This is a genomic window from Sinomicrobium soli, from assembly GCF_003285545.1.
Classification (GTDB): Bacteria; Bacteroidota; Bacteroidia; order Flavobacteriales; family Flavobacteriaceae; genus Sinomicrobium.
On record NZ_QLNV01000001.1, the window covers coordinates 458,950 to 481,373 of the forward strand.

Consider the following 22,424-nt stretch of genomic DNA (forward strand, 5'->3'; position numbering starts at 1 on the left):
TTTTATGTTATTTCAATAGCCACATTTTTTCATAGTTACTATCATCCGACCAGCCCTGGTCTTCAATAGCCTGATCATAATTTTCAGCATTATAGCTGGCTTCATCGGAAGGATAAGGCATTCTGTATGGTATTTCGTCACGGATGGAAAGATCCCCGAAAGGAAAAACAGGATACCCGGTCCGCCGGTGATCAAACCAGGTTTCCGATCCGCCCACAAACAGCATACTCACCCATTTTTGAGCGAGGATCTGCTCCAGGCTGCCGTTGTAAGCCACAAGAGACTGGGTGTAATAACCGGTTGCTTCCGCTTCGGCATCCACCTGGTATTGCGACATGGAAGTGCGGATCCCTTCGAGATAGAGTTCCCTGGCTGATGCTCCGTCATAGTTGAGCTTGTGTATCTCTACCAGTTCGGCAAGGATAAAATAAGTTTCACAGGCCGGAAAGACTACCGCATTAAACAGGGGGTTGCTGTCATCGTGAAATACACTGCTGAACTCAGAATAGTTGCTGGACTCGTAATTGAGATGATTGGTGGTCCCGTTGTAGTTTGTAGCCCCGAAAATCGCCAGGGGTAATCCCACGTATTCATTATTATCCACAGTCCCGGCCTCCGGATTAGCCACCGGACGGACCCAGACCGGCAACCTGGGGTCATTCCTTTCGAGCAGGAAATCCACAAATACCTTGCTCGGTCTCCTGTCATAAAAATCACCGTCATAGGACCCAAGCGGGGAAGAGTCTGTTTTTCTCACACCGAGATACGGCAGAAAAGCATTGTCCTCATTAGACAAAATAAGCGGATACCTGTCGTTATTATTAAGGATCATCTGTATGGTATCAAAGGTTTTTTCATCTTTTTGAGAAATCCGTAACAGGTAACGAAGATGCAGTGAATTGGCCAGCTTTCTCCATTGGAGCACATCTCCTTCAAACATGGGGTCGAAAGCAGCGTAAAGCGATAAACGCCCATCTTCCTGCAGAAGGGTATTGGCCCTGTCGAAATATCCGAGTATGGCTTGGTATATATCTTCCTGCCTGCTGTAGGCGGAAGTATAATTTTCTTCGCCGGCCCCGAAAGCGGTTTCAAAAGGAACATCACCAAAAGTGTCGGTAAGTATACCGAACAGATATCCTTTCATGATAAGCCCGATGGCTTCGAGATGTGTATCCTCTTCTGCTCTTGCCTGTCGTAAAAGGTCTTCATTATTGATCAGGTTATTAAAAGCAAACCCCCAGCTTTCGGAATCCCATCTGTAAGTATCGTCTCCATTATGAATAACCCGGGTAACATATCGCGAAGGGATTCCCATGACCCCACCCACATTCTCTTCGGTAAGGTTATACGCCGTATTTACAATAACCGAACTCATTAAATAGGCAGCATCTACATTTACCGGATCATTCGGATTGGTATTGATCTCTTCGAAATTATCGGTACATCTGGCCAGGCCCAACAGGGTTACGGCCAGAAATAAACTCTTTTTCAGCATAGTTGGACAATTTAGAAATTAGCACTTAATTTGATCCCTATACTTCTGGTGGCCGGTAATTGCCAGGCAGATACTCCCTGGGTAATACCCAGAGGGCCGGCAGAAGAAAGGTAATTCTGGGTTTCGGGATCATACCCTTTATCGTAATCTCCGGTTACAAATCCATCGCGGTTACGTTTGGTCTTGTAGGCGAACCAGCTGATAAGGTCATTACCTATAATATCTACAGAAAGGTTATCGGCCCAACGGATATCTGTGAACGTATATCCGAAACTGAGTTCCCGAAGTTTTATATAAGTAGCAGTGGACATATGGAATTCCTCGTAATCCCAGTATTCCCCGTAATAATACGGTGCCGGAAGCGCCACATCATTTTCCCGGTATGTGCCGTCTTCGTTCAGGATAACACCCGGGATTACAGCACCGTCGGTACGTGGCATCCCGGCGTATTCGAAGCTGAGTCCTCCGCTCTGCGGATCACGGTAAGCGGTAGTAAATCCTATACGTCCGTCAGACATGAGATTTTTGGCCGTATAGTTATAAAATTCTCCGCCCTGGCTCCAATCGACCGTAAAGGCAAGCCTGAAGTTCTTATAGTTAAAGATATTGGTCATCCCCATCGTAAAATCCGGGGTACTGTTCCCGGTTTTCACCCAACTGTTATCCCTTACGAACATACCGTCTTCCAGGATATACCGTCCTTTATCCGGTCCGGATGCTACTCTTGACGGAGTACGCTCGTCATAGAAATCACCTATGGCCCCGTCTACGTACAAACGCTGGTATATCCCGGTTGCAGAGCCCAGCTGTATGCTTTCCATATCGCCGTACAGGGCATTGACCTTATTTTCATTTTTACTGAAATTGGTAGAAAGGTTCCAGGAGAAACCTGCATTTTTTACCGGTGTGGCATTCAGTGTGATCTCTATACCCTGGTTCTGTATTTCCCCGGCATTAATCACTTTGGAAGTTCCCCCGGAACTTTGGGCAATCGGAAGGCTTATGATCTGGTTAAAGGTTTTATTACGGTACAAGGCCACATCCAGTCCCAGGCGGTTTTGTAACCATCGCAGGTCGAAACCGAGTTCTACTACCCTTGTTTTCTCAGGTTTTAAATGATTATTCTTCAGTGTCTGATTATTTTGCGCAAGCTTCAGGTCTCCCCAGTCGTCAAATCCATAAGTATTGGTCAACTGGTAAGGAGAGGTATCGTTTCCTACCTCGGACCAGCTCATCCGAAATCTTCCGAAAGAAAAAACCGGGGAATTCAGATGGAAAGCCTCTGAAAAAATAAAGCTCAGAGAAGCAGAAGGATAGAAATAGGAGTTGTTCTTCGGGGGGAGCGTACTGGACCAGTCGTTCCGCGCAGACAGGTCAAGAAACAGGAAATCCCGGTAGGCGAGTTGCATAAGTCCGTATACACTATTAATACGCTTACGACTATGGCCATCACTATTCTCAACCGATCCGGCAGCAGCGTTGGAAATGTTATAAAACTGCGGGATCTCCAACTGACCCGAAAATGCCCGGGTATAATACTGCTTCTGGTCCATCCGGTTGGCACCTAATGATATACTGGCATCAAAATCCCCTTCTGTTTTCGGGGTATAGGTAAACAGCGCATCGAGGTTGGTCTCGGTAAACCCCATGATCTTATTGCCATACGCCCCGTTTGGAAATTCCAGGCTGCTGAAAGCCCTTTTGGTCACCCGCTGTTCCTGATAGGTATCTATCCCCGAGCGGAATTGCAGGTTCATGGTTTCATTGATCTGGTAATTCAACTGTAATTTCCCGAATAACCTGTTCCTCCTGAATTGATTTTGTTGTTCAAAAGCAGTAAAATAAGGGTTGTCACCACCGTCCAGTGTTTTCTGCTGTAATCCTTCCAGTCCCTCTTCCCAATACGATTTATAATCCTTGATATCGGTATTCGGCGTGAGGCGGTAAACTACTTCGGTAGCGTTGTCACTCTCACCGGATTTACCCTGTGTGGGCCTGTTGTCACTGTCGGAAATACTAAAATTGGCCATCGCAGAAACAGTGAGATCGTCAGCTATTTTATAGGTGGAATTCAGGTTAAAACCGTTTTTCTTGTAATTGGTTCCCGGAACAATGCCTTCATTCTGCAGATTGGTGTAGGAAAGCCTGAAACTACCTTTATCGTAATTCCCGGTGACCGATATATTATTGGTCAGGGTATATCCCACCTCGAAAAAATCTTTATACCTATCGGGGTACGCCTTGAGTGCTGCAACAGTAGTTTTGCCTCCCGGAAGGGTTTGTACGGCCTGTACTCCCGGTTCGATACGGGGGCCCCAGGTAGACGTTCCTGTGGCTACGGGAACACCATTTTCATCTACAGCCATAATGTCTGAGCCCGCAGCAAATTGATTCTGAAAGTCAGGATACAGCCAGGCCTTATCCATTTTTACGGCCGAATTATAGCTTATTCCCAGCCCTTTTTTTCCACTCCTCCCCTTTTTGGTGGTAATCAGGATCACCCCGTTGGCTGCACGGGAACCGTAAAGCGCAGCAGCAGCCCCTTTCAGTACTGTTATCTCTGCAATATCATCGGGACTGATATCCATAGAGGTGTTTCCATAGTCCACATACCCTTCTCCCGACGATTCTGCATTCTGGTTATTGGAGTTTACCGGGATTCCATCTATTACAAACAGAGGTTGGTTGTCTCCGTTTATGGAAGAGGCACCCCTGATGGTAATCAGCGAGGACGAACCCGGATCGGAACTCACATTTCGAATCTGTACTCCGGCAACCTTACCTGCAAGCGCATTGGTGATATTCATCCTTTTGCTCTCGTTCATAGAGGTTCCGCTTACCTCACCAACCGCATATCCCAGGCTTTTCTCTTCACGGGAAATCCCCAATGCGGTAACTACCACCTCTTTGAGTTCTTCATTCACGGCGACCAGGCTAATTTCGAGATGATCATCGGGTGAGGAAACTACTATTTCCTGCGTTTCATAGCCGAGGTAGGAAATACGGATTTTCACCGGAAATTCTTCTGCGGTCAGAGCAAATTCTCCGTCAAAACCGGAAGTCGTTCCCAAGCCTGTTCCGGGAATACTGATGGTGGTCCCCATGAGCGGTTCACCACTCCCGCTGTCATACACCGTCCCTTTTATCGGATCTCCCTGGTCTTTATAAATAATAATATTTTCTCCCTGAAGCCCGAAACGAAGGCCTGTTCCGTACAAGACATCTTTAAGAACCTTGCGGGCCGATGCATTTACAGCGTGGTAGGATACCTTTTTGTCCGAACGAATATCGGCATCGTTAAAGGTGATTCCCAGGTTGCTCTTCTCCCCGATGGTCTCAAGAGCTTCCGCAAGTCGAAGTTCCAGAAAAGAGACCGAGATTCTGATATTATCAAGGTCGGACTGCCTGCTTTCTGCCTTTACGGGAAAACCAGCGCTAAGCCAGAATATGGCTATAAAAAGTAATCCTGCACGAAAGCGCATTATGAACTCGTCTCGAGTTATTATAATTTGCTGCAAAACCCTCTTTTGCACCCATATTTTGTCTTTTTCTCCCCCCATAGCTAAGGCTATGTGGCTCAAAAAAGCCTTCATCTGGGCACAAAATAGTGGCTTTTCGCCTAAATAAAATAACCCAAGACGAGTTCTATATATTTTTTTCATAATTTTGATGAAATTTTCTGTATTATTTGTTTCTTTTAGGAATAAGTAATCCTTAGTAGAAAACTTCTCAGCGAAAGTGGTACCAGCACTTTCGCTGTTTTTCTACGGGATTCTCCATGTGTTACTCAGGTACGTTTATTTCATATACATCTTATTTAGAAGTTATTACTATTTTATTTCCTGTTCTGGTATACGCTATGTTATGGGTAAGGCTCAACATTTGCAGGACCTCTTCCAATTTTGTACCAGGCTTAATAATCGAGGTTAAGGTCATATTGCCATTTACGGCGTGCTGCCCTCGTTTTTCCAGCACGATATCCGTGCCATACCATCGCTGAAGGTCTCCGGTTACCATATGCAGGGGTGTTTTATAAAAGCGAAGTTCCCCGCTCTTCCAGGAAGCAACCGATGCTATATCTTGTATGCTATCCTTGAAAAAGTTGTTTTCGATACTCTCGGATACAGTAATACGCTCACCTGGTGTCAATACCGTATATTCCTTCAGGTTATCCGGTTGCTGTTCCCCTACGGCCACACTCCCTTCAATCAGGGTTACCATATCTTTATATTCCCCCGGATAGGACCTCACCGTAAACACGGTCCCCAGAACTTCGGTATAATGTCTGTTAAAATAAACGACAAAAGGTCTTTTCGGATTTTTGGCAACTTCGAAAAGAGCTTCTCCCTTAACTTCAACTTCCCTGTAATCTCCATTAAAATACTCCGGATAGGTTATTGACGATATACAGTTAAGCCATACCACAGTACTGTCCGGCAAGGTCACTTCTCTCTGCTCTCCGGCACCTGTACTGACCACAATCAGTTTTTCGGGTACCGGGTAAGACAACTGCATTAAAAAGTAAGCGGTAATCCCCAGCAATGCAACTACGGAAGCAACCATACTCCATATTTTACGCTTGCGCAAACCCTGCTGTTTAAGCAATCTCTTATGGATACGTTTATAGCGACGGTCCGCTTGCAACTCCGTATCCGTACTTTTTTGGGCACAGGTATCCCATTGCGAACTGAGGTAATCGTCCAGCAGAACATTGTCTTTGTTTAATATATACTCTTCGACAAACTGTTTTTCTTCGGAAGTACATCGCCCTGAAAAGTATTTTTGTAATATGCCGTCTCTATCTGGTTTCAACTTCGGGTGTTTTCTCGTAAATACACTAAAACAACATTGCAGGTCTACGCCGTTTCCGATTTTTTTATTTTTTTTAAAAAAAAAGATTATTTCAGGGTCTGAATCAGATTACCTACCCGGTTTTAAAATCACTGAAGAGCCGTAAAGAAGGAGGACAAAGACAGTAGAAGGGTGAACACCAGATCCATTTCCGGATGATGGTTCAAGTAATTTTTTATAAGCTTTAACGACTTTATGATCTGCAGGCGAACCGTATTGCGGGAAATACCGAGATCTTCTGCAATTTCATCATAGGACTTGCCTTCCACCCTGCTCTTTTCAAAAACAATACGGCAACGTTCGGGGAGTTCTGCAATGGCCCTGTCCAGCATCGTGTTATATTGCTGCCAGATCATGGTCTCTTCCGGGCATACATGCGTTGCCAGCGCACTTATGGTTTCCGGGGCAAGTTGTTGTTTTGCCTTTTGAGACTTTAAATAATTGATGATGGTATTTTTGGCCATTTTAAAAAGAAGAAAGGAGAATTTTCTGGATTCATCGATCTGGTGACGATAATTCCATACTTTAACGAAAACATCCTGCAGGATTTCCTCACTGGCTTCGCGGTTACGCAGTATCTTCTGATTATAACGATACAACCTGTCCTGGTACCGATAAAAAAGTTCCCGAAAGGCATGTTCCCCATCGTTCTGTTTCATCAGAATCAATAGTTCCGCTTCATCCGTTTTCTTGTAATTCCGTTTCACTGAGGTATGAAAAAATTGAACAACAAGTTTACTAAATGTCGTAGATTCCGGTATTACATAAAAGTTAAGCTAAAATTATCCGTCCATAAATATTTACTACCGAAAGGCTAAGTACATGACAAAAAAATTATTAAATTGGCATTCGGTTTATTAAACCCTGCCAATAACCAGTTTGATAACCAACTCAATCCATATTTAAAGATGCTCACGGCTTTTCGTCCATGTTTTTTTGAGGGGAATGGGCTTGTAGGAACGTACACACGGTTATACCTTTCAGCAGGGATTTTTAAAAGAAGTTTATGCCGATTTGTCTTCTCCCAAAATACTGAAAAAACAAGGTTATATTACCGGGTTCTACGGTAAGCTCAGGATAAATTCCAAAGTGGTCAGGCAATCTTTTGACAAAGCTGAAATATACGGCCGTAACAATAAATTTTCTAATCGCAGGGGGAACCCGTGCAATATCATATAAAGAAACCCCTTCATTTGTAATAAAACATTTATCTCTTAGATATTTTAGCGAAAATTTTTTTTATAGAATTTTGAAATAATCTTTAAGCATGAGGGACCACAATCCATTTGATCATGCTGTATGTAGGTAGGGAATAGTAAACTTTTAGATTTCACTTCTTAAATATAAATTGGAAACAGGAAAACAAAGTGCAAAAACTATTTGGACTCTGAAATAGTATACAAAAAATAACCGGGGGTACTTTTCTTAGAAGAAATAACAACAGGAGTCCAGGATTTGTACAGAGTTTTTAAAATGCATTGGTCCATCAATCCTTCAAAATAATAATCCTGAATGGTATCGGGAAGATTAAACAAATAGTCCGATCTTATCATATTGTGTCTATGCTTTTCCCCATTCCTTAAAATTACTATTTCAGAGGAATCTCTCATATAATGAAAATCGGCAAGTAAACACTTTAGACCGGCACTTTTTTTGTATTTCACGATAGTGTCCTTGGCCAAACCATGCCTATATATAACTATAGAATCTTTTTTGACATGATCCTCATAAAAGGAATTGTTCCTGTTTACTGTTTCGTTTCCATTAATTTGAACAACAGTATCACCTATAGATATCTTGTTATTAAATTTTTCACTTACTGCTGAAACTACGGTGGTTTGCGCTCTATTTGACAGTTTGATCCCATTTGAGTTTATTCCGGAACGGATTTCAGAATGATAATACCTTGACTTGTACACGGTTTTGCCGAAATATATTCTCTTTTCGAGGTAATCTATAATAACCCTGTCAAATCTTTTCAGAAAATCCAATCCCAGTTTGTCGGTCCCGAGATTTTCTTCAAATATGATCACTTCATTTTTCAGAACCCTGTCAGCTATCTGTATATCCGTTATAACCTTACTAAGGTTCTTCACAGAACTATTGCCCGCATCAAAGGGACTTACGAGCCTTGAAGTCTCTTGCCAGTTTTCTTTCACCGTATTTTCACCAAAGGGGATAGAAGAAATATGTCGCATATTAATATCTGCAAAACCATTAAAACCGGTATCCAGCATAAATTCAACAGGAGTATTATTTATCAGGATATTTACAAAAGGGACACTTCCTTTTAATTTAAACTCCGTCACTGACATATTAAGGGTACTGATATCCGAACTTTTACCGTGAATAATCATTTTCCGGTTGATGAAATCTAATTCCAATACCAGGTTTTTCAATATATCACCACCTATAAGCCCATCTGTATTACTGAAATCATATTCGCCAAAAACACCATTTAGAATTTTTACATCTCCTATTGATATCGTGTCTCTGATCAGGATTTCATTGACATATTGATTTTTACCGGATATGTCATTAAACAATATTTTGTTGCCGGTTTGTTGACCATTCATCAATGTATTGAAGATCGAAAAGGTGGCTCCGGTATCGAAAACAAAATACTGGTCTTTTTGAGAAACTTTTACTTTCAAAAAACATTGACTGGCATCCTGATTAAAATAAAGTGGTATGGTATCTGTACCTTTTTCAGCTATCGTTGTTAGGTCTAATAGTCGATTATCTTCTTTTTTTTTACAAGAAATCATTAAAAAAAACACTATTATTAAACCTGATCTCAGCATATGTGCAATAATTATAAAAATGTTTATACTAACGAAAGATAGGAGGTAGAAAAGTTGCACTACCTCCTTATGGTGAACACTAAAACTTAATTTCCTGATCCAATATTATTTCCTGATCCGAAGGTGGGATTATAGATCATATCACCATCAGCTGTCCTTATTGAATCGGCCGAAATTATTGTGTATTGGAGACCTCCAATATTAACAGTATTCCCCGAGCCGGTACTATTAACTTGAATTGTAGTATTTCCTGAACCAAAAGTAGCACTCGTATTTGAACTACCAGATGAACCAGATCCTACCAACCACTTAGCAGCTTCCAATATAAGAGGCCAATAATAAGGAGGAAGGAGGAATAGTACTCCCTCCTTTCATTGTCATTAACTCTTGATCGGAAATAATTGACGAATGGTCAAAATCACGGATTTTAAATTTCTTTAATTTAGTCATAACAAAAAAATTTATGATTAAGAATTAATATCGTTAAAATTATAATTAATAATAAGTTTTATACTACATATACTTGTTTCTTATACTTATATTAATATTCTCTTAATATAGCGTGTATGGAATAATGAATTTTAAACTTTTGGGATTTCCTATAATTGATAATTAAAAAGGGGGAAAGTTAATCCCAAGAACTACGGATATAATAATGGAGTCCTTGGTACATCAAATATTGGCAATTACCCAAGCGTATCTTAAAGAACTATCCCAAATTCTCTAGTTTTCACCAGTATCTAAATATGGGAGGAGGTCACTGTCTGTAAGCTCCATTTCAACCCAAACCTATTAAAAAAACATGTAAAGCATAAGGCCGTAAATAGTCAGCACTACGTCTTCCCGTAAAATCATTTATATTATATATGACCGCACAGCTTTCAATGACTAAAATGGGTCTTCATAATGTATCAACTCATTTACCTCTTGAAATTCATTTTCTTTTGCGTTTCAAACATCACCAATTCAATAACCCGGAAGAGCAAGGAATAATGCGTACTCATGATAACATCATTTAAGTTAAACAAAATTAGCCTTGCAGCGCCTCAAAATCAAGATGTTCATCCTCTGAACATGTTCATTTACTGAGTTTTACATCGATTCCGGTGAGTACTTTTTTGACGGGTAAAAGTACTCTCACCGAATGACTCACCAGAATTTCGGGAAAATCTGAATAATCTGGAGGTATTCCAAAAGCAAAAAAGTCTGCAAACCATTGATTTGCAGACTTTTTAAGTGATTTTGCTTTTTCAAGAAGCGGTCTGGACGGGACTCGAACCCGCGACCCCATGCGTGACAGGCATGTATTCTAACCAACTGAACTACCAGACCATTGCCTTATTGCGGATGCAAATATACACTGCTTTTTCAATTCCGCAAATGTTTTCTTTAAAAAAAACGGCACCCCGGGTATGCCTGTCAAATAAACTTTTGTCTCTCAATAAGGTAGGTCTGTAATATTTTTTGCAGGTCCTTACGGATATCTGCCTCTACATATTTTATGCGGTATTGCGCCGCTTTTAACTTTATCATGGCGGTATAACTTTCTACTCTTTTTTTATACGCTTCCCGGATATTATCGGCATACAGGTTGATCATTTCACCGGTTTCCACATCTACAAAACGCTTCGGAGCATTGTCAAAATCAAAATCGACCTCTGCCGCCTTATCGGTTACGTGAAACAGCACCACTTCGTGCTTGTTGTATTTCAGGTGCCTCAAAGCGTCGAAAAGCTCCTCATCGCCGGTCTCGGTCTGGAACATGTCGGTAAACAGGAAGATCATGCTCCTCCGGTGCATTTTTTCTGCGATCTGGTGGAGGAAGGTATACGTTTTTGTCGTTCGCTGCTTTTCTGTGTGAACAACCATTTCCTCAAGCGTCCTGAGCAGCATCTGGTAATGGCGGTTACTGCCTTTCTCCGGGGCATAGAAGTTATAGGTGTCGGAATACACACTCAGCCCTACGGCATCCCGCTGGCGTTTCAGGAGGTTCATCAGGGCCGCCGAGGCCAGTACCGAAAACCCGATCTTGTTCAACCGCTGCGCAGACAGCTGCTTTACTTCCGGGTAATACATGGAGGAAGAATTATCGATAATAATATGGCACCGCAGATTGGTCTCTTCTTCATAACTCTTGGAATACAGCTTATCGGTGCGGGCGTACAGCTTCCAGTCGATATGCCGGGTGCTCTCTCCCGGGTTGTATATCCGGTGCTCCGCAAATTCCGAAGAAAAACCGTGAAAGGGGCTCTTGTGCATTCCGCTTATAAACCCTTCCACCACCTGGCTGGCCAGCAACCCGAGGTTCCTGAAGAGCTGTATGTCATGTAATTCGTTCTGTATGTTCAAAATCACTCTGTCGTTTAGTCAATCATCAAACCTGCAACTAAAAATAAAAAAGGTCTGGCCATAAGCCAAACCTTTTTTATAATAATGTGTCCGTTGACGATTACAGCAGCGTATCGAGCGCTTCGGTATACGTAGCCTTGGGGGCTACTCCAACCTGTCTTCCTACAACCTCGCCACCCTTGAATACCAGTACGGTAGGGATATTCCGCACTCCGTATTTGGCAGCGAATTCCTGGTTGGCGTCTACATCGACCTTGCCTACGACAGCCTTGCCTTCATACTCAGAACTCACTTCCTCGATGATAGGGCCTACCATACGGCAGGGCCCGCACCAGGCTGCCCAGAAGTCTACCATCACGGGTTTATCGCTTTTTAAAACTACTTCCTCGAAAGTAGCGTCTGTGATTTCTAATGCCATAATATCAAATTTTAATTATCATCTGGTTTACTGTGCAAATTTAATCAAATATTCTTGCGGTTTTACGCTATCACATTAGTTTTGACTATGAATGCATTACAAACACTGATAATGGCCATACGTTTCCGGGCTTCCGGCGATGGTATTGAAGATGTTCTGTTCCGGATTATTCCCCCACCAGGATATGGTATTCCCAGGGGGCATAATTACAGGGCGTTCCGGGCTCCAGGGTTATTTTGTCTCCACTCATATAATCGGTATAGTCTCCTTCGGCTTCCACGGTAAACTCCAGGGGAACATCAGACAGGTTGGCGATAAACACTATCCGGTCACCGTCTTTTTCCCGGGCAAAGGCCAGTATCTTTTCGTTGTCGGAACTGTCCAGCCTGAGATAGGACGCGGCCTTCTTTCCTCCGTTCAGGGCCTTGCCGGTGTTTTTCAGCTTACCGAGTTTTTCATAGAGCGGGTAAAATTTCCCTTTCTTTCTGATAATGGTATCCTTTTCAAAGAACAACAGCCTTTTGTCCATATCGTATTCCTGTCCGCTGTAAATAAGGGGCATCCCCGGAATTACATACGTCATTGCCGCAAAGGTCGCTGCCGCATCTCCCATCCTTTCGAACACCGTACCGTTCCAGGAGTTCTCGTCGTGATTGGAGGTAAAGTTCATAAAGATATCATCGGGTTCCAGTATGCTGTCATTTTTTGCGATATACGCATCCCAGTCCTTTACAGTCATTTTTCCCTGTGCGATCTCATTCATGATATGATGCCCTTCCCAGGCGTATTGCATGTCGAACGCGTTTTCCAGCAGTTCCGGCTGTTCGGCTTCCGCCAGCATGAATACGGGTTTTACTTCGCGAAGCCTCGCGGCGGCATCTTCCCAGAAATCCACAGGAACCTGGTGCGCCACATCGCAGCGGTAGCCGTCGATATCTTCTTCCTCTATCCAGTACAGCATATCCTTTATCATTTCCTGCCGCATATCCTTATTGTCGTAGTTGAGATCGGCCACATCGGTCCAGTCCCACGACTCCCCCGTCTCGGGATTAACGGGGTCTATGATATTGCCCTCTTCATCCCGGGTGTAATATTCGGGATGTTCTTCCACCCATACATGATCCCATCCGGTGTGGTTGGCGACCCAGTCGAGAATAACATAGATCCCGTTATCGTGCGCCGTTTTTACCAGCTTCCTGAAATCCTCGAGAGTACCGAATTCGGGGTTGACCTTCGTATAGTCGGTAATGGCGTAATAGCTGCCCAGCGACCCCTTGCTCTTTGTAGACGAGATGGGATACACAGGCATCAGCCAGATGACTTTCACGCCCAGTTCCCTCAACTGCGGAATATCACGGGTAAACGCCTCAAAACTTCCCTCTTCGGAATACTGGCGGATATTGGCTTCATAGATCACGGCGGTTTCCAGTACTTCATCCGAAACCGGGGCGAGCGCCGTTTCCGGCGTTTCTTTTTTCTCCTGTTCTTTGGGCTCATTCTTACAGGCCACAAGGCTGCCGATCAAGGCAGTAGCTATCAGTATTTTTTTCATTTTAGTTTATTAGTTTGTAGTTCTTAGTTTGTTAGTTGTGGGTTTGTCATTCAGAATACGGAAGCGCCGGAGATTCCTCCTTCGTCGGAATGACAACAATGTCATTCAGAGCGGAGCGCAGCGGAGGGAAGAATCTCAACCCAAGATCAAAGGAACTTCAACAGCATCACCGAAGGCCCGCAGATTCCTCCTGTCGTCGGAATGACAACACCCTGTCATTCAGAGCGGAGCGCAGCGGAGGGAAGAATCTCAACCCAAGATCAAAGGAACTTCAACAGCATCACCGAAGGCCCGCAGATTCCTCCTGTCGTCGGAATGACAACACCCTGTCATTCAGAGCGGAGCGCAGCGGAGGGAAGAATCTCAACCCAAGATCAAAGGAACTTCAACAGCATCACCGAAGGCCCGCAGATTCCTCCTGTCGTCGGAATGACAACAATGTCATTCAGAGCGGAGCGCAGCGAAGGGAAGAATCTCAACTCATCTATTCCAGTTCCAGTATCCACGCGGTTTTTGCGGGGATGGCGATCGTGTCCAGCGCCATGGTTTTCCCGCTTACGACCTCCTTTCCCGAGGTAAAACCTCCCGTGCTTTCCGCAAATCGCTTTCCGTCAATTTCCCGGCTTTCCGCACTGTTGTTGACCACAACCATCACCGTAGCGGTATCGTCGTAGCGGAAATACACGTATACATTGTTTTCGGGCAGGTAGTGTTTTGTCCTTCCCTTATGGATCACGGGGGTGTCTTTGCGCCAGCGGAACACTTTCGAGGTATAATCAAAATACGTTTTCTGCCGTTCCGTACGCCCCGCCTCGGTAAAGGCGTTTTGTTCATCTCCTTCCCATCCGCCGGGAAAATCCCGCCGTATGTCGCCGTCGCCCTTGTCCTTATTGCCGGCCATACCGATTTCACTGCCGTAATACAGTTGTGGGATACCGCGGACCGTGGCGAGAATGGCCATGGCCATCTTATACTTGCTCGCATCGCCGTCATAGATATGGTTAAACCGATGGGTATCGTGATTTTCTGCAAATACCAGGAGGTTATCTGTATCGGGGTACAAAAAGTCATTGACAAAATTGCCATATACTTTCACCATTCCCTGGTCCCAGGTAGCTTCATCTTCATCAAACACCGTTCCCAGGGCATCGTGCAGGGTAAAATCCATCACCGCCGGAAGGTAGGAATTAAAATCCTGCAACGCCCCTATCTTACTGTCCTTCTGCCAGTAGGCGATCTGCGCCTGGTCGTGCAGCCATACCTCCCCTACGATATTAAAATAAGGGTATTCGTCGGTTATGGCCCTGGTCCACTGCGCAATGGCTTCCTTGTCGTTGTACGAGTAGGTATCTACGCGGAAACCGTCCAGTCCTGCATATTCTATCCACCATATCGCATTCTGTACCAGGTAATCCAGCACCAGGGGGTTACTCTGGTTGAGGTCGGGCATGGTGGAGGTAAACCAGCCGTCCACGCAGTACCTCCTGTCGATCTCCGAAGCATTCGGGTCGTACTGGGTTTCCATCCGGTAATTGGAATTGGCATAACCGGGAAACTGGTGTATCCAGTCGTAAGTGGGCAGGTCCCTGATCATCCAGTGTTCGGCACCCCAGTGATTGGTCACATAATCCATCACCAGCTTCATACCCTTTTCATGCAGTGCATCCACCAGCCTCCTGTAATCTTCGTTGGTACCGTAACGGGGGTCTATGCGATACACATCGCTCTGGGCATAGGTATGGTAGGAATATTCCGGGTCGTTATCCTCGAGCAAAGGCGTGCTCCATATTGTGGTAGCCCCCAGCTCATGAATATAATCGATATGATCTATGATACCCTGTATATCTCCGCCGTGACGCCCGCCCTGCTTGCTGCGATCGGCCTTCTCGGCCAGTCCGGGGGCGGAATCGTTGTCGGGGTTGCCGTTGGCAAACCGGTCGGGCATAATAAGGTACATCACATCGGAACTGTCGAATCCTTTCCGCAAGGCCGAGCCTTCTTCCCTTTCCCGGAATTCATAAGTATATTCGGCCACCTGCCTTTTCCCTTTTTTCAGCCGGAGGGTATATTCCCCCCCGGCCACCCCTTTTGTGTCGATAGTGACAAAAAGGTAATTCGGGTTTTCCGTCTTGCGGACATTGCTGACGGCTATCCCCTCCATCTCGGGGGTATACCCGGCTATATCATCTCCGTACAGCATCAGCTGTAGGCTATTCCGCTGCATCCCGCTCCACCAGAACGGGGGCTCTACCCTTTCCAGCTTCTGTGCAGCCAGGAAAAGGGTATTCAGAAAAATAAGGGTATATAGTATTTTTTTCATATAAACAAAAATTATCACATTGACAAATTATCACATTATCTCATTGACACATTATCACATTAACAAATTATCAACCCGGCATTATCTTCGTCCGGTTTCCGTTGACCACCACTTCGAGGGGGGTATCACCTTCGAGGGTAAATTCGGTTCCGGAGGCCTTGACGTGTATTTTCAATACCTGCCCCCTGAAATTGATCTTAAAGGAATACGACTTCCACTGTGCGGGGATCTTCGGGGTAAAATACAGTGTATTGTCTTTGACCCGCATGCCCCCGAATCCTTCCACGATACTCATCCAGGTCCCGGCCATGGAAGTGATATGGCATCCTTCGGCAACTTCCCTGTTATAATCGTCCAGGTCAAGGCGTGAGGTTCTCAGGTAGAACGCATAAGCCTGTTCCATCCGGTCGAGTAATGCGGCCTGTATGGAGTGTACACAGGGCGAAAGCGAGGATTCGTGAACGGTAAAGGGTTCGTAGAAATCAAAGTGCCTTTCGAGCTCTTCCCTGGTAAAGTGGTCTTCAAAGAAATAGAAGCCCTGCAGCACATCGGCCTGCTTGATATAGGGAGAACGCAGAATACGGTCCCACGACCATTTCTGGTTCAGCGGTCGCTGGGAACTATCGAGGTCGCACACTTTTACGAGTTCCTTATCCAGGAAACCGTCCTGCTGCAGGTTTACCCCGTGTGTTTCGGAATACGGAAAGTACATGGCCCCTGCCGTTTCCTTCCACTGCAATACCTCGGCATCGTTTACCCCTGTTTTTTCCGCCACGCGGGTATAATCGGGAGCGGACTGCTCTTTTACCCTGTACACCTGTGCTGCGGCGTACTCCAGGCACCAGCTGGCCATATAATTGGTGTACCAGTTGTTATTGACATTGTTTTCATACTCATTGGGGCCGGTAACCCCGAGGATCACGTATTTGTTTTTTGCCGTGGAGTAGGTGGCCCGCTGTTTCCAGAAACGGGCGATACCGATAAGCACTTCCAGCCCCTTTTCCGGGATATAACTGTCGTCGCCGGTATAGCGGGTATAATTGTAGATGGCATAGGCAATGGCCCCGTTGCGGTGGATCTCCTCAAAGGTGATCTCCCATTCGTTATGGCACTCTTCACCATTCATGGTCACCATCGGATACAGGGCGGCCCCTCCGGTAAAGCCCAGTTTTTCTGCGTTCTCTATGGCCTTGTCTAACTGGTGGTAGCGGTATGCCAGCAGGTTTCGGGCCACCTGCTGGTTTTTGGTGGCCATATAAAAAGGAAGGCAATAGGCTTCGGTATCCCAATAGGTGCTTCCGCCGTATTTCTCCCCGGTAAACCCTTTGGGCCCTATATTGAGCCGGGCATCCTTGCCGAGATAGGTCTGGTTGAGCTGAAAGATATTGAAGCGTATGCCCTGCTGGGCCTTTACATCGCCTTCTATGGTAATATCGGCCATTTCCCAGATCTCCGCCCAGGCTTTTTTCTGGGCTTGCAGCAGGGCGTCGTACCCCTTTTTTACCGCAGCCTCCACGACTTCCTGTGCCGCAGCTACCAGCTTGTCGCCTTCGTGGTTGGTCGATACCGTATAGCCGCCCAGTTTCTGAAGCGTCACTCTTTCTCCCCTGCCGGCGGCAATCTCATAGCTGAGGCATACCTTATCTTCTCTGACCTGTGTACGTACCGGTTCGGCACAGACTTCCTCCGCATCCCGGAACAGGGTGTTGTGCATAAAGGCCGCTACCTTGAAATGCGTCTTGTAGGTACGGGCCACTACAAAGGCTTCCCGGGAAGAATGCCTGGTCTCGATCGGCTCCCAGAACTTTTCGTCCCAGTTGGCATCTTCATTGGTGATCCCGGCATCTACATAGGGACTAAAAACGATGACCGCTTCACGGTTGAGCGGTGTGACCTCGTATTTTATCACCCCGAGTTCATCACTGTCGAGAGAGAGGAACCGGCGGGCCTCTACGCGGACCTCCGTCCCGTTCTGTAAAACCGCCTCGAAAGAACGGTGGTACCACCCCTCTTTCATATGGAGTTCCCTGCGGAACGCTCTGACCTCCGCACATGCGGCCAGGTCGAGCCTTTCCCCGTTTATCTCCACATCGATCCCTGTCCAGTCGGGCGCATTCAATACTTTTGCAAAATATTCGGGGTAGCCGTTTTTCCACCAGCCTACCCGTGTCTTATCGGGGTAATACACCCCGGCAATATAATTCCCCTGGAAGGTGGGGCCGGAATAATGTTCTTCGAAATTCGCCCGTTGCCCCATGGCACCGTTACCTAAACTGAAAAGGCTTTCGGATGATTTTACCCTGTCTTTGTCAAACCCTTCTTCTATGATCGACCATGCATCGGGTTGTATATAATCCTGGTTCATTTTTTATATTTTTTTTGGACGGTCAAGACACATAATCATGCGTCTTTACGTCTTTTATTGTAGTTGAGTCATTCAAAAAATGCCGGTATATCGATCTCCGTAAAACCGGGGTATACCCTGCGGGCCTCGTGCAATGTACCGGCATCTCCTATCCCGATACTGGTCATCCCGGCCACATTGGCGGCCCGGATACCGGCTACCGAATCTTCAAAGACCACACAGTCGGGGGCCTCTGCCCCTATCTGTGCCGCGGCCAGTACAAAGACCTCGGGGTCCGGTTTGGCGCGGGATACGTCATTGCCGTCTACCACAGCATCAAACAGTGGCATAATCCCCGTTTTTTCGAGGATAAGCCGGGCATTTTTGCTGGCCGACCCCAGGGCGATCTTTCCGCCCCTGTCTTTCAGTATCTGCAGGGCAGACAGTACCCCGGGGAGGAGTTCTTGCCGGTCCATGCGGTTTACGTATTCGAGGTAGTCTTCATTTTTCTGTTGCATCCACACTTTTTTCTCCGCTTCGGAAGCGCGGATATTGCCGAGTTCCAGGATGATCTCCAGGGAGCGTGCCCTGCTCACCCCTTTCAGCCTTTCGTTATCCTCAAGGGTAAAACTGACCCCCAGCTCTTCCGCGAGTTTTTTCCAGGCCTGGAAATGGTATCCGGCCGTGTCGACAATGACCCCGTCCAGGTCAAAAATAAATCCCTTCATTCTTGGTGTTTCTATTGATTAAATTATCGGATTGCTTCGTTTTCGGTGTCGTCCACATCATCTACCCTCGATACCAGGGCGGCAGCCAGCAGGAAGGATATACCGCTGATGACAATGGCATAGACCGCATTGCCCCCGTAGAGATATTTTACCATCGGCCCGCCGATCAGGGCATTGATGATCTGTGGAATTACGATAAAGAAGTTGAATATCCCCATGTACACCCCCATTTTACGGGCGGGTATGGAACCTGCCAGGATAGCGTATGGCATGGCCAGGATACTGGCCCAGGCGACCCCCACGGCCAGCATGGAGGCGATAAGCCAGTACTGGTCGGGAGCGAAATACACCGAGATAAGCCCGATACCCCCTACTACAAGGGATACGGCATGTGTTGTTTTCCTCCCGATCTTCCGGGCGATCACGGGCAGAAAAAATGCAAAAACGGCGGAAACCGCATTGTAGATACCGAACAATACTCCTACCCAGTCGCCTGCATCCTGGTATCCCCTGCTCCCGGAATCGTCCAGAGGCAGTCCGTAAATATGATGCGCAATGGCGGGGGTGGCAAATACCCACATCCCGAACAGCCCGAACCAGGAAAAGAACTGTACCCAGCTGAGCTGCCTCATGGTTTTGGGCATTTTCACAAAATCGGAAAAAATGTTCAGCAGTCCTGCCTTTTCACCGGTTTCTTCCGGGGCTTCGGGCTCCATGGAGGCCAGTTCCTGCGGACTGTATTCGCGGGTGGTAAACACGGTTACCAGGATACTGCCCAGCAATATAACGGCCCCTATAACAAAGGATATAAGGAGATTGAGCGGTACCTTGCCCAGGGTCGCCTCGTTGGAGATCCCCATCCAGTTGGCCAGTACATAGGGCAGCCACGACCCCACTACGGCCCCTATGCCTATAAGTACGGTCTGTATACTGAACCCCAGCGTACGCTGGTCGGAAGGCAGGTTGTCGGCAACCAGGGCCCGGAAAGGCTCCATGGCCACATTAAAAGAGGCGTCCATGATCATCAGCAGCCCCGCTCCGACCCAGAGGGCGGGCAGAAAGGCGACAAATATGTCGGCCTGCGGCATCAGTACCAGTCCCAGTGCGGCCAGTACGGCCCCAGTTAAAAAGAAAGGCCGCCTGCGCCCGAGGCGCGTCCAGGTCCTGTCGCTGTAATATCCGATAACAGGCTGAACGATAAGCCCGGTAAGCGGGGCTACCAGCCAGAACCAGGACAATTCGTGTACATCGGCACCGAAAATCTGCAGTATCCTGCTGGCATTGGCATTCTGGAGAGCAAAACCCATCTGTATACCCAGAAAACCGAAACTCATGTTCCAGATCTCCAGGAAACTCAGTGTACGCTTTTTCATTATCGTAATTTTTGTTATTACTACGATAAGCGCTGTGAACTCAGGATGAGTTCTATGACTTATCAAGACTTTAAATCGGGTTGGGAAGTAAAACTACAAGTCCTGACGGGTGTAAATATATGATATTTTTTTTGTGGTAAGTAGTTAGTTTACAAGTTTTTTATACTACAACGTTGTAGTAGACAGGAGGTTCAGCCTATATCTTATCCGCACAAAAACGAATCCGTTCAGACAGGTCATATAATGCTTTTTTTAACGTAGCCCTGTCATTATCGGAAAAACCCGATTCTGTATTGTTTCCATCGTAACCATTGAGCCTCTGGCTGAACCAGCTTCTCGATTTGCCAAAGTAATGCGTAGAGATATGCGCCCACTTGACACTCAACAAGATGTCTGAAAGCACGTTTTTAACGGACTGATTTTCTTTAACTGCTGCCATAATATTCACTTTTAAGCCCCGCAGGGGCATATTTTACTATTCCATCAACTTGTCCACTAAATATTCGATGTACAGTTCCAAATTCACAGATCGTGGATATGTTTTTTTGTAATTCCTGATGGTGGCTATAAGCTCCCATTCCTCTTCTGATAATTCTTGCTCCATACCCTGATCGAATTATAGTTACACTACGAATATAGTAAACTTTTGTTTATTATGAAAATGTCCGGGTACTTTCCCGTTCTTTGATGGAAGTGCTTATAATTTCAGTGACAAAAGATTCGTCGTCGAGGTCGTCGTTTTCCAGCCTCCTGATCAGTAACTGTGCCGCCTTCTCCCCCATTTCCAGTCCGTGCTGGTCTACGGTGGTGAGTGTCGGAAAGGCGTATTGCGAAAGCATGCCGTCGGTAAAGCCCATAAAGGAAATATCTTCGGGTATCTTCAGGCCCCTGCGCTGTGCCACTTTCATGGCGGTCACGGCAAACAGTTCGTTCACGGCAAAGACCGCATCAAACTTTTCAGCATCGAAAAGTTCCGCGATCTGCTGTTCGCAATTGTCGATATCCTCGATCTTGACGATCAGGGCATCGCTTACCGCTTTCCCGGCGGCCTGCAAGGCGCGGATATATCCTTCGGTACGCAGCTTTCCCACGCTTACATAATCTACCGTAGTCAAAAGCGCTATACGTTCGCACCCGCTGTCCAGCAGATAATTCACGGCATGCCCGGCCCCTTCCACATCGTCTATAACGACCTTGTCTCCCGGAATTTCATCCGACACCCGGTCGAACATCACCAGCGGCATGCCCTGGTCTACCGCCTCGAGAAGATGATGAAAATCCTTTCTGGACTGTGTTTCCTTGGACAGTGACAATATAAAACCGTCTATACTCCCGTTGGCCAGGGTTTCCATATTGATCACTTCCTTGTCAAAAGACTCGTCGGAAAGGCATACGATCACATTGTACCCCGCCTTGTTCGCTTCGCGCTCTATCCCGCTGATCACCGTGGTAAAAAAGTGATGTACGATCTCCGGAATAATGACCCCTATATTCCTGGTTTTCCTGTTCTTAAGGCTTATGGCAATATTATTCGGGCGGTAATTCAGCAACCTGGCAAACGCCTGTACCTTCTCCCGGGTCTCCGCACTGATCTCCTTGCTGTCCCTGAGCGCCTTGGATACCGTAGACACGGAAACATCCAGCTCCCGGGCGATCTGTTTTATGGTAACTTTCTTTTTCATAGGCAAAACGGTTTCCCACAAAGATACCTCTTCTTTTTCAATTCAGTTGTTAGTTTGTTAGTTCGTAGTTTGTTAGTTTGGAGTCAATCTCCCGACCAAGAATCTCGACCCCAGAGTAAAGAACCTTCAACAGCATAACGGAAAGGCCGGAGATTCCTCCTTTCGTCGGAATGACAACAATGTCATTCAGAGACCTAACGTTTGGGCAACCGCATAAATGAAGATGACGTTTTTGTCTTCATAGATCAAATGTGATAAACCCACACATAACTCCTCCCTTCAGACGAAGGGAGGTGGCTCATCTTTGATGAGACGGAGGGTTTTGAAAGCCCGGATCATAAGGATAATACCAAACGTTTGGGTATATACACCAAAGTTCAGGCCTGTCAAAACTCCCCGGCCAGCGGAGCTGCCCACCCCTCCCAGCCTGTCCGGCCTTTAGATTTGTAAATATAAATAAAATCTATAATGATGATGTTGAAAGAGGGGGGGTCTGGGGGGAGACTAA

The 22,424-nt window shown here is 46.1% G+C and carries 15 protein-coding genes and 1 tRNA gene; all 16 read right to left on the reverse strand.

From position 1 onward, the window contains the following. Positions 1 to 7 precede the first annotated feature (7 nt). A complete protein-coding gene (locus DN748_RS01940; RefSeq protein WP_112370060.1) occupies positions 8 to 1,495 on the reverse strand; it encodes a SusD/RagB family nutrient-binding outer membrane lipoprotein in 1,488 nt (495 codons plus the stop codon). Between the two features lie 11 nt (positions 1,496 to 1,506). Further along, complete coding sequence (locus tag DN748_RS01945) at positions 1,507 to 4,977, reverse strand: SusC/RagA family TonB-linked outer membrane protein (RefSeq protein WP_161554448.1); 3,471 nt, start codon at positions 4,975 to 4,977, stop codon at positions 1,507 to 1,509. A gap of 331 nt (positions 4,978 to 5,308) precedes the next feature. Continuing rightward, the gene (locus tag DN748_RS01950; RefSeq protein ID WP_112370062.1) at positions 5,309 to 6,307 is read right to left on the reverse strand and encodes a FecR family protein; all 999 of its coding nucleotides are present in this window, start codon (positions 6,305 to 6,307) and stop codon (positions 5,309 to 5,311) included. Between the two features lie 128 nt (positions 6,308 to 6,435). Then, positions 6,436 to 7,005, reverse strand: coding sequence for an RNA polymerase sigma-70 factor (locus DN748_RS01955; protein WP_112370063.1), 570 nt, complete (start codon positions 7,003 to 7,005; stop codon positions 6,436 to 6,438). 564 nt (positions 7,006 to 7,569) lie between these two features. Beyond that, positions 7,570 to 7,632: a hypothetical protein gene (locus DN748_RS19415; RefSeq protein WP_236636754.1), complete on the reverse strand. Its 63-nt coding sequence runs from the start codon at positions 7,630 to 7,632 to the stop codon at positions 7,570 to 7,572. A gap of 90 nt (positions 7,633 to 7,722) precedes the next feature. Further along, the gene (locus tag DN748_RS01965; RefSeq protein ID WP_146746543.1) at positions 7,723 to 9,150 is read right to left on the reverse strand and encodes a pepsin/retropepsin-like aspartic protease family protein; all 1,428 of its coding nucleotides are present in this window, start codon (positions 9,148 to 9,150) and stop codon (positions 7,723 to 7,725) included. A gap of 1,258 nt (positions 9,151 to 10,408) precedes the next feature. After that, a tRNA-Asp gene (locus DN748_RS01970) sits at positions 10,409 to 10,482 on the reverse strand. 87 nt (positions 10,483 to 10,569) lie between these two features. Then, a complete protein-coding gene (locus DN748_RS01975; RefSeq protein ID WP_112370065.1) occupies positions 10,570 to 11,499 on the reverse strand; it encodes a DUF58 domain-containing protein in 930 nt (309 codons plus the stop codon). 100 nt (positions 11,500 to 11,599) lie between these two features. Beyond that, positions 11,600 to 11,917 (reverse strand): thioredoxin, encoded by a 318-nt coding sequence (gene trxA / locus DN748_RS01980; RefSeq protein ID WP_112370066.1) that lies wholly within the window; start codon positions 11,915 to 11,917, stop codon positions 11,600 to 11,602. 166 nt (positions 11,918 to 12,083) lie between these two features. Then, a complete protein-coding gene (locus tag DN748_RS01985) occupies positions 12,084 to 13,469 on the reverse strand; it encodes an alpha-amylase family glycosyl hydrolase (protein WP_112370067.1) in 1,386 nt (461 codons plus the stop codon). A gap of 484 nt (positions 13,470 to 13,953) precedes the next feature. Further along, a complete protein-coding gene (locus DN748_RS01990; protein WP_112370068.1) occupies positions 13,954 to 15,789 on the reverse strand; it encodes a glycoside hydrolase family 13 protein in 1,836 nt (611 codons plus the stop codon). 70 nt (positions 15,790 to 15,859) lie between these two features. Then, positions 15,860 to 18,154 carry a glycoside hydrolase family 65 protein gene (locus DN748_RS01995; RefSeq protein WP_112370069.1) on the reverse strand — a complete coding sequence of 765 codons (2,295 nt, stop codon included), beginning with the start codon at positions 18,152 to 18,154 and terminating at the stop codon, positions 15,860 to 15,862. A gap of 68 nt (positions 18,155 to 18,222) precedes the next feature. Then, entirely contained in the window at positions 18,223 to 18,861 is a 639-nt protein-coding gene (pgmB, locus tag DN748_RS02000; protein WP_112370070.1) for a beta-phosphoglucomutase, read from the reverse strand. Between the two features lie 23 nt (positions 18,862 to 18,884). Further along, positions 18,885 to 20,234, reverse strand: a complete 1,350-nt coding sequence (locus tag DN748_RS02005) for an MFS transporter (protein ID WP_112370071.1) — start codon at positions 20,232 to 20,234, stop codon at positions 18,885 to 18,887. A gap of 196 nt (positions 20,235 to 20,430) precedes the next feature. Further along, complete coding sequence (locus DN748_RS02010; RefSeq protein ID WP_112370105.1) at positions 20,431 to 20,673, reverse strand: DUF5053 domain-containing protein; 243 nt, start codon at positions 20,671 to 20,673, stop codon at positions 20,431 to 20,433. Positions 20,674 to 20,887: 214 nt separating this feature from the next. After that, positions 20,888 to 21,916 (reverse strand): LacI family DNA-binding transcriptional regulator, encoded by a 1,029-nt coding sequence (locus DN748_RS02015; protein WP_112370072.1) that lies wholly within the window; start codon positions 21,914 to 21,916, stop codon positions 20,888 to 20,890. Positions 21,917 to 22,424 lie beyond the last annotated feature (508 nt).

Coding starts and splice junctions, on each gene's coding strand:
- DN748_RS01940 (WP_112370060.1), bottom strand. CDS start 1,495: ATGCTGAAAAAGAGTTTATTTCTGGCCGTAACCCTGTTGGGCCTGGCC.
- DN748_RS01945 (WP_161554448.1), bottom strand. CDS start 4,977: ATGCGCTTTCGTGCAGGATTACTTTTTATAGCCATATTCTGGCTTAGC.
- DN748_RS01955 (WP_112370063.1), bottom strand. CDS start 7,005: ATGAAACAGAACGATGGGGAACATGCCTTTCGGGAACTTTTTTATCGG.
- DN748_RS01965 (WP_146746543.1), bottom strand. CDS start 9,150: ATGCTGAGATCAGGTTTAATAATAGTGTTTTTTTTAATGATTTCTTGT.
- trxA (WP_112370066.1), bottom strand. CDS start 11,917: ATGGCATTAGAAATCACAGACGCTACTTTCGAGGAAGTAGTTTTAAAA.
- DN748_RS01985 (WP_112370067.1), bottom strand. CDS start 13,469: ATGAAAAAAATACTGATAGCTACTGCCTTGATCGGCAGCCTTGTGGCC.
- DN748_RS01990 (WP_112370068.1), bottom strand. CDS start 15,789: ATGAAAAAAATACTATATACCCTTATTTTTCTGAATACCCTTTTCCTG.
- DN748_RS01995 (WP_112370069.1), bottom strand. CDS start 18,154: ATGAACCAGGATTATATACAACCCGATGCATGGTCGATCATAGAAGAA.
- pgmB (WP_112370070.1), bottom strand. CDS start 18,861: ATGAAGGGATTTATTTTTGACCTGGACGGGGTCATTGTCGACACGGCC.
- DN748_RS02005 (WP_112370071.1), bottom strand. CDS start 20,234: ATGAAAAAGCGTACACTGAGTTTCCTGGAGATCTGGAACATGAGTTTC.
- DN748_RS02010 (WP_112370105.1), bottom strand. CDS start 20,673: ATGGCAGCAGTTAAAGAAAATCAGTCCGTTAAAAACGTGCTTTCAGAC.
- DN748_RS02015 (WP_112370072.1), bottom strand. CDS start 21,916: ATGAAAAAGAAAGTTACCATAAAACAGATCGCCCGGGAGCTGGATGTT.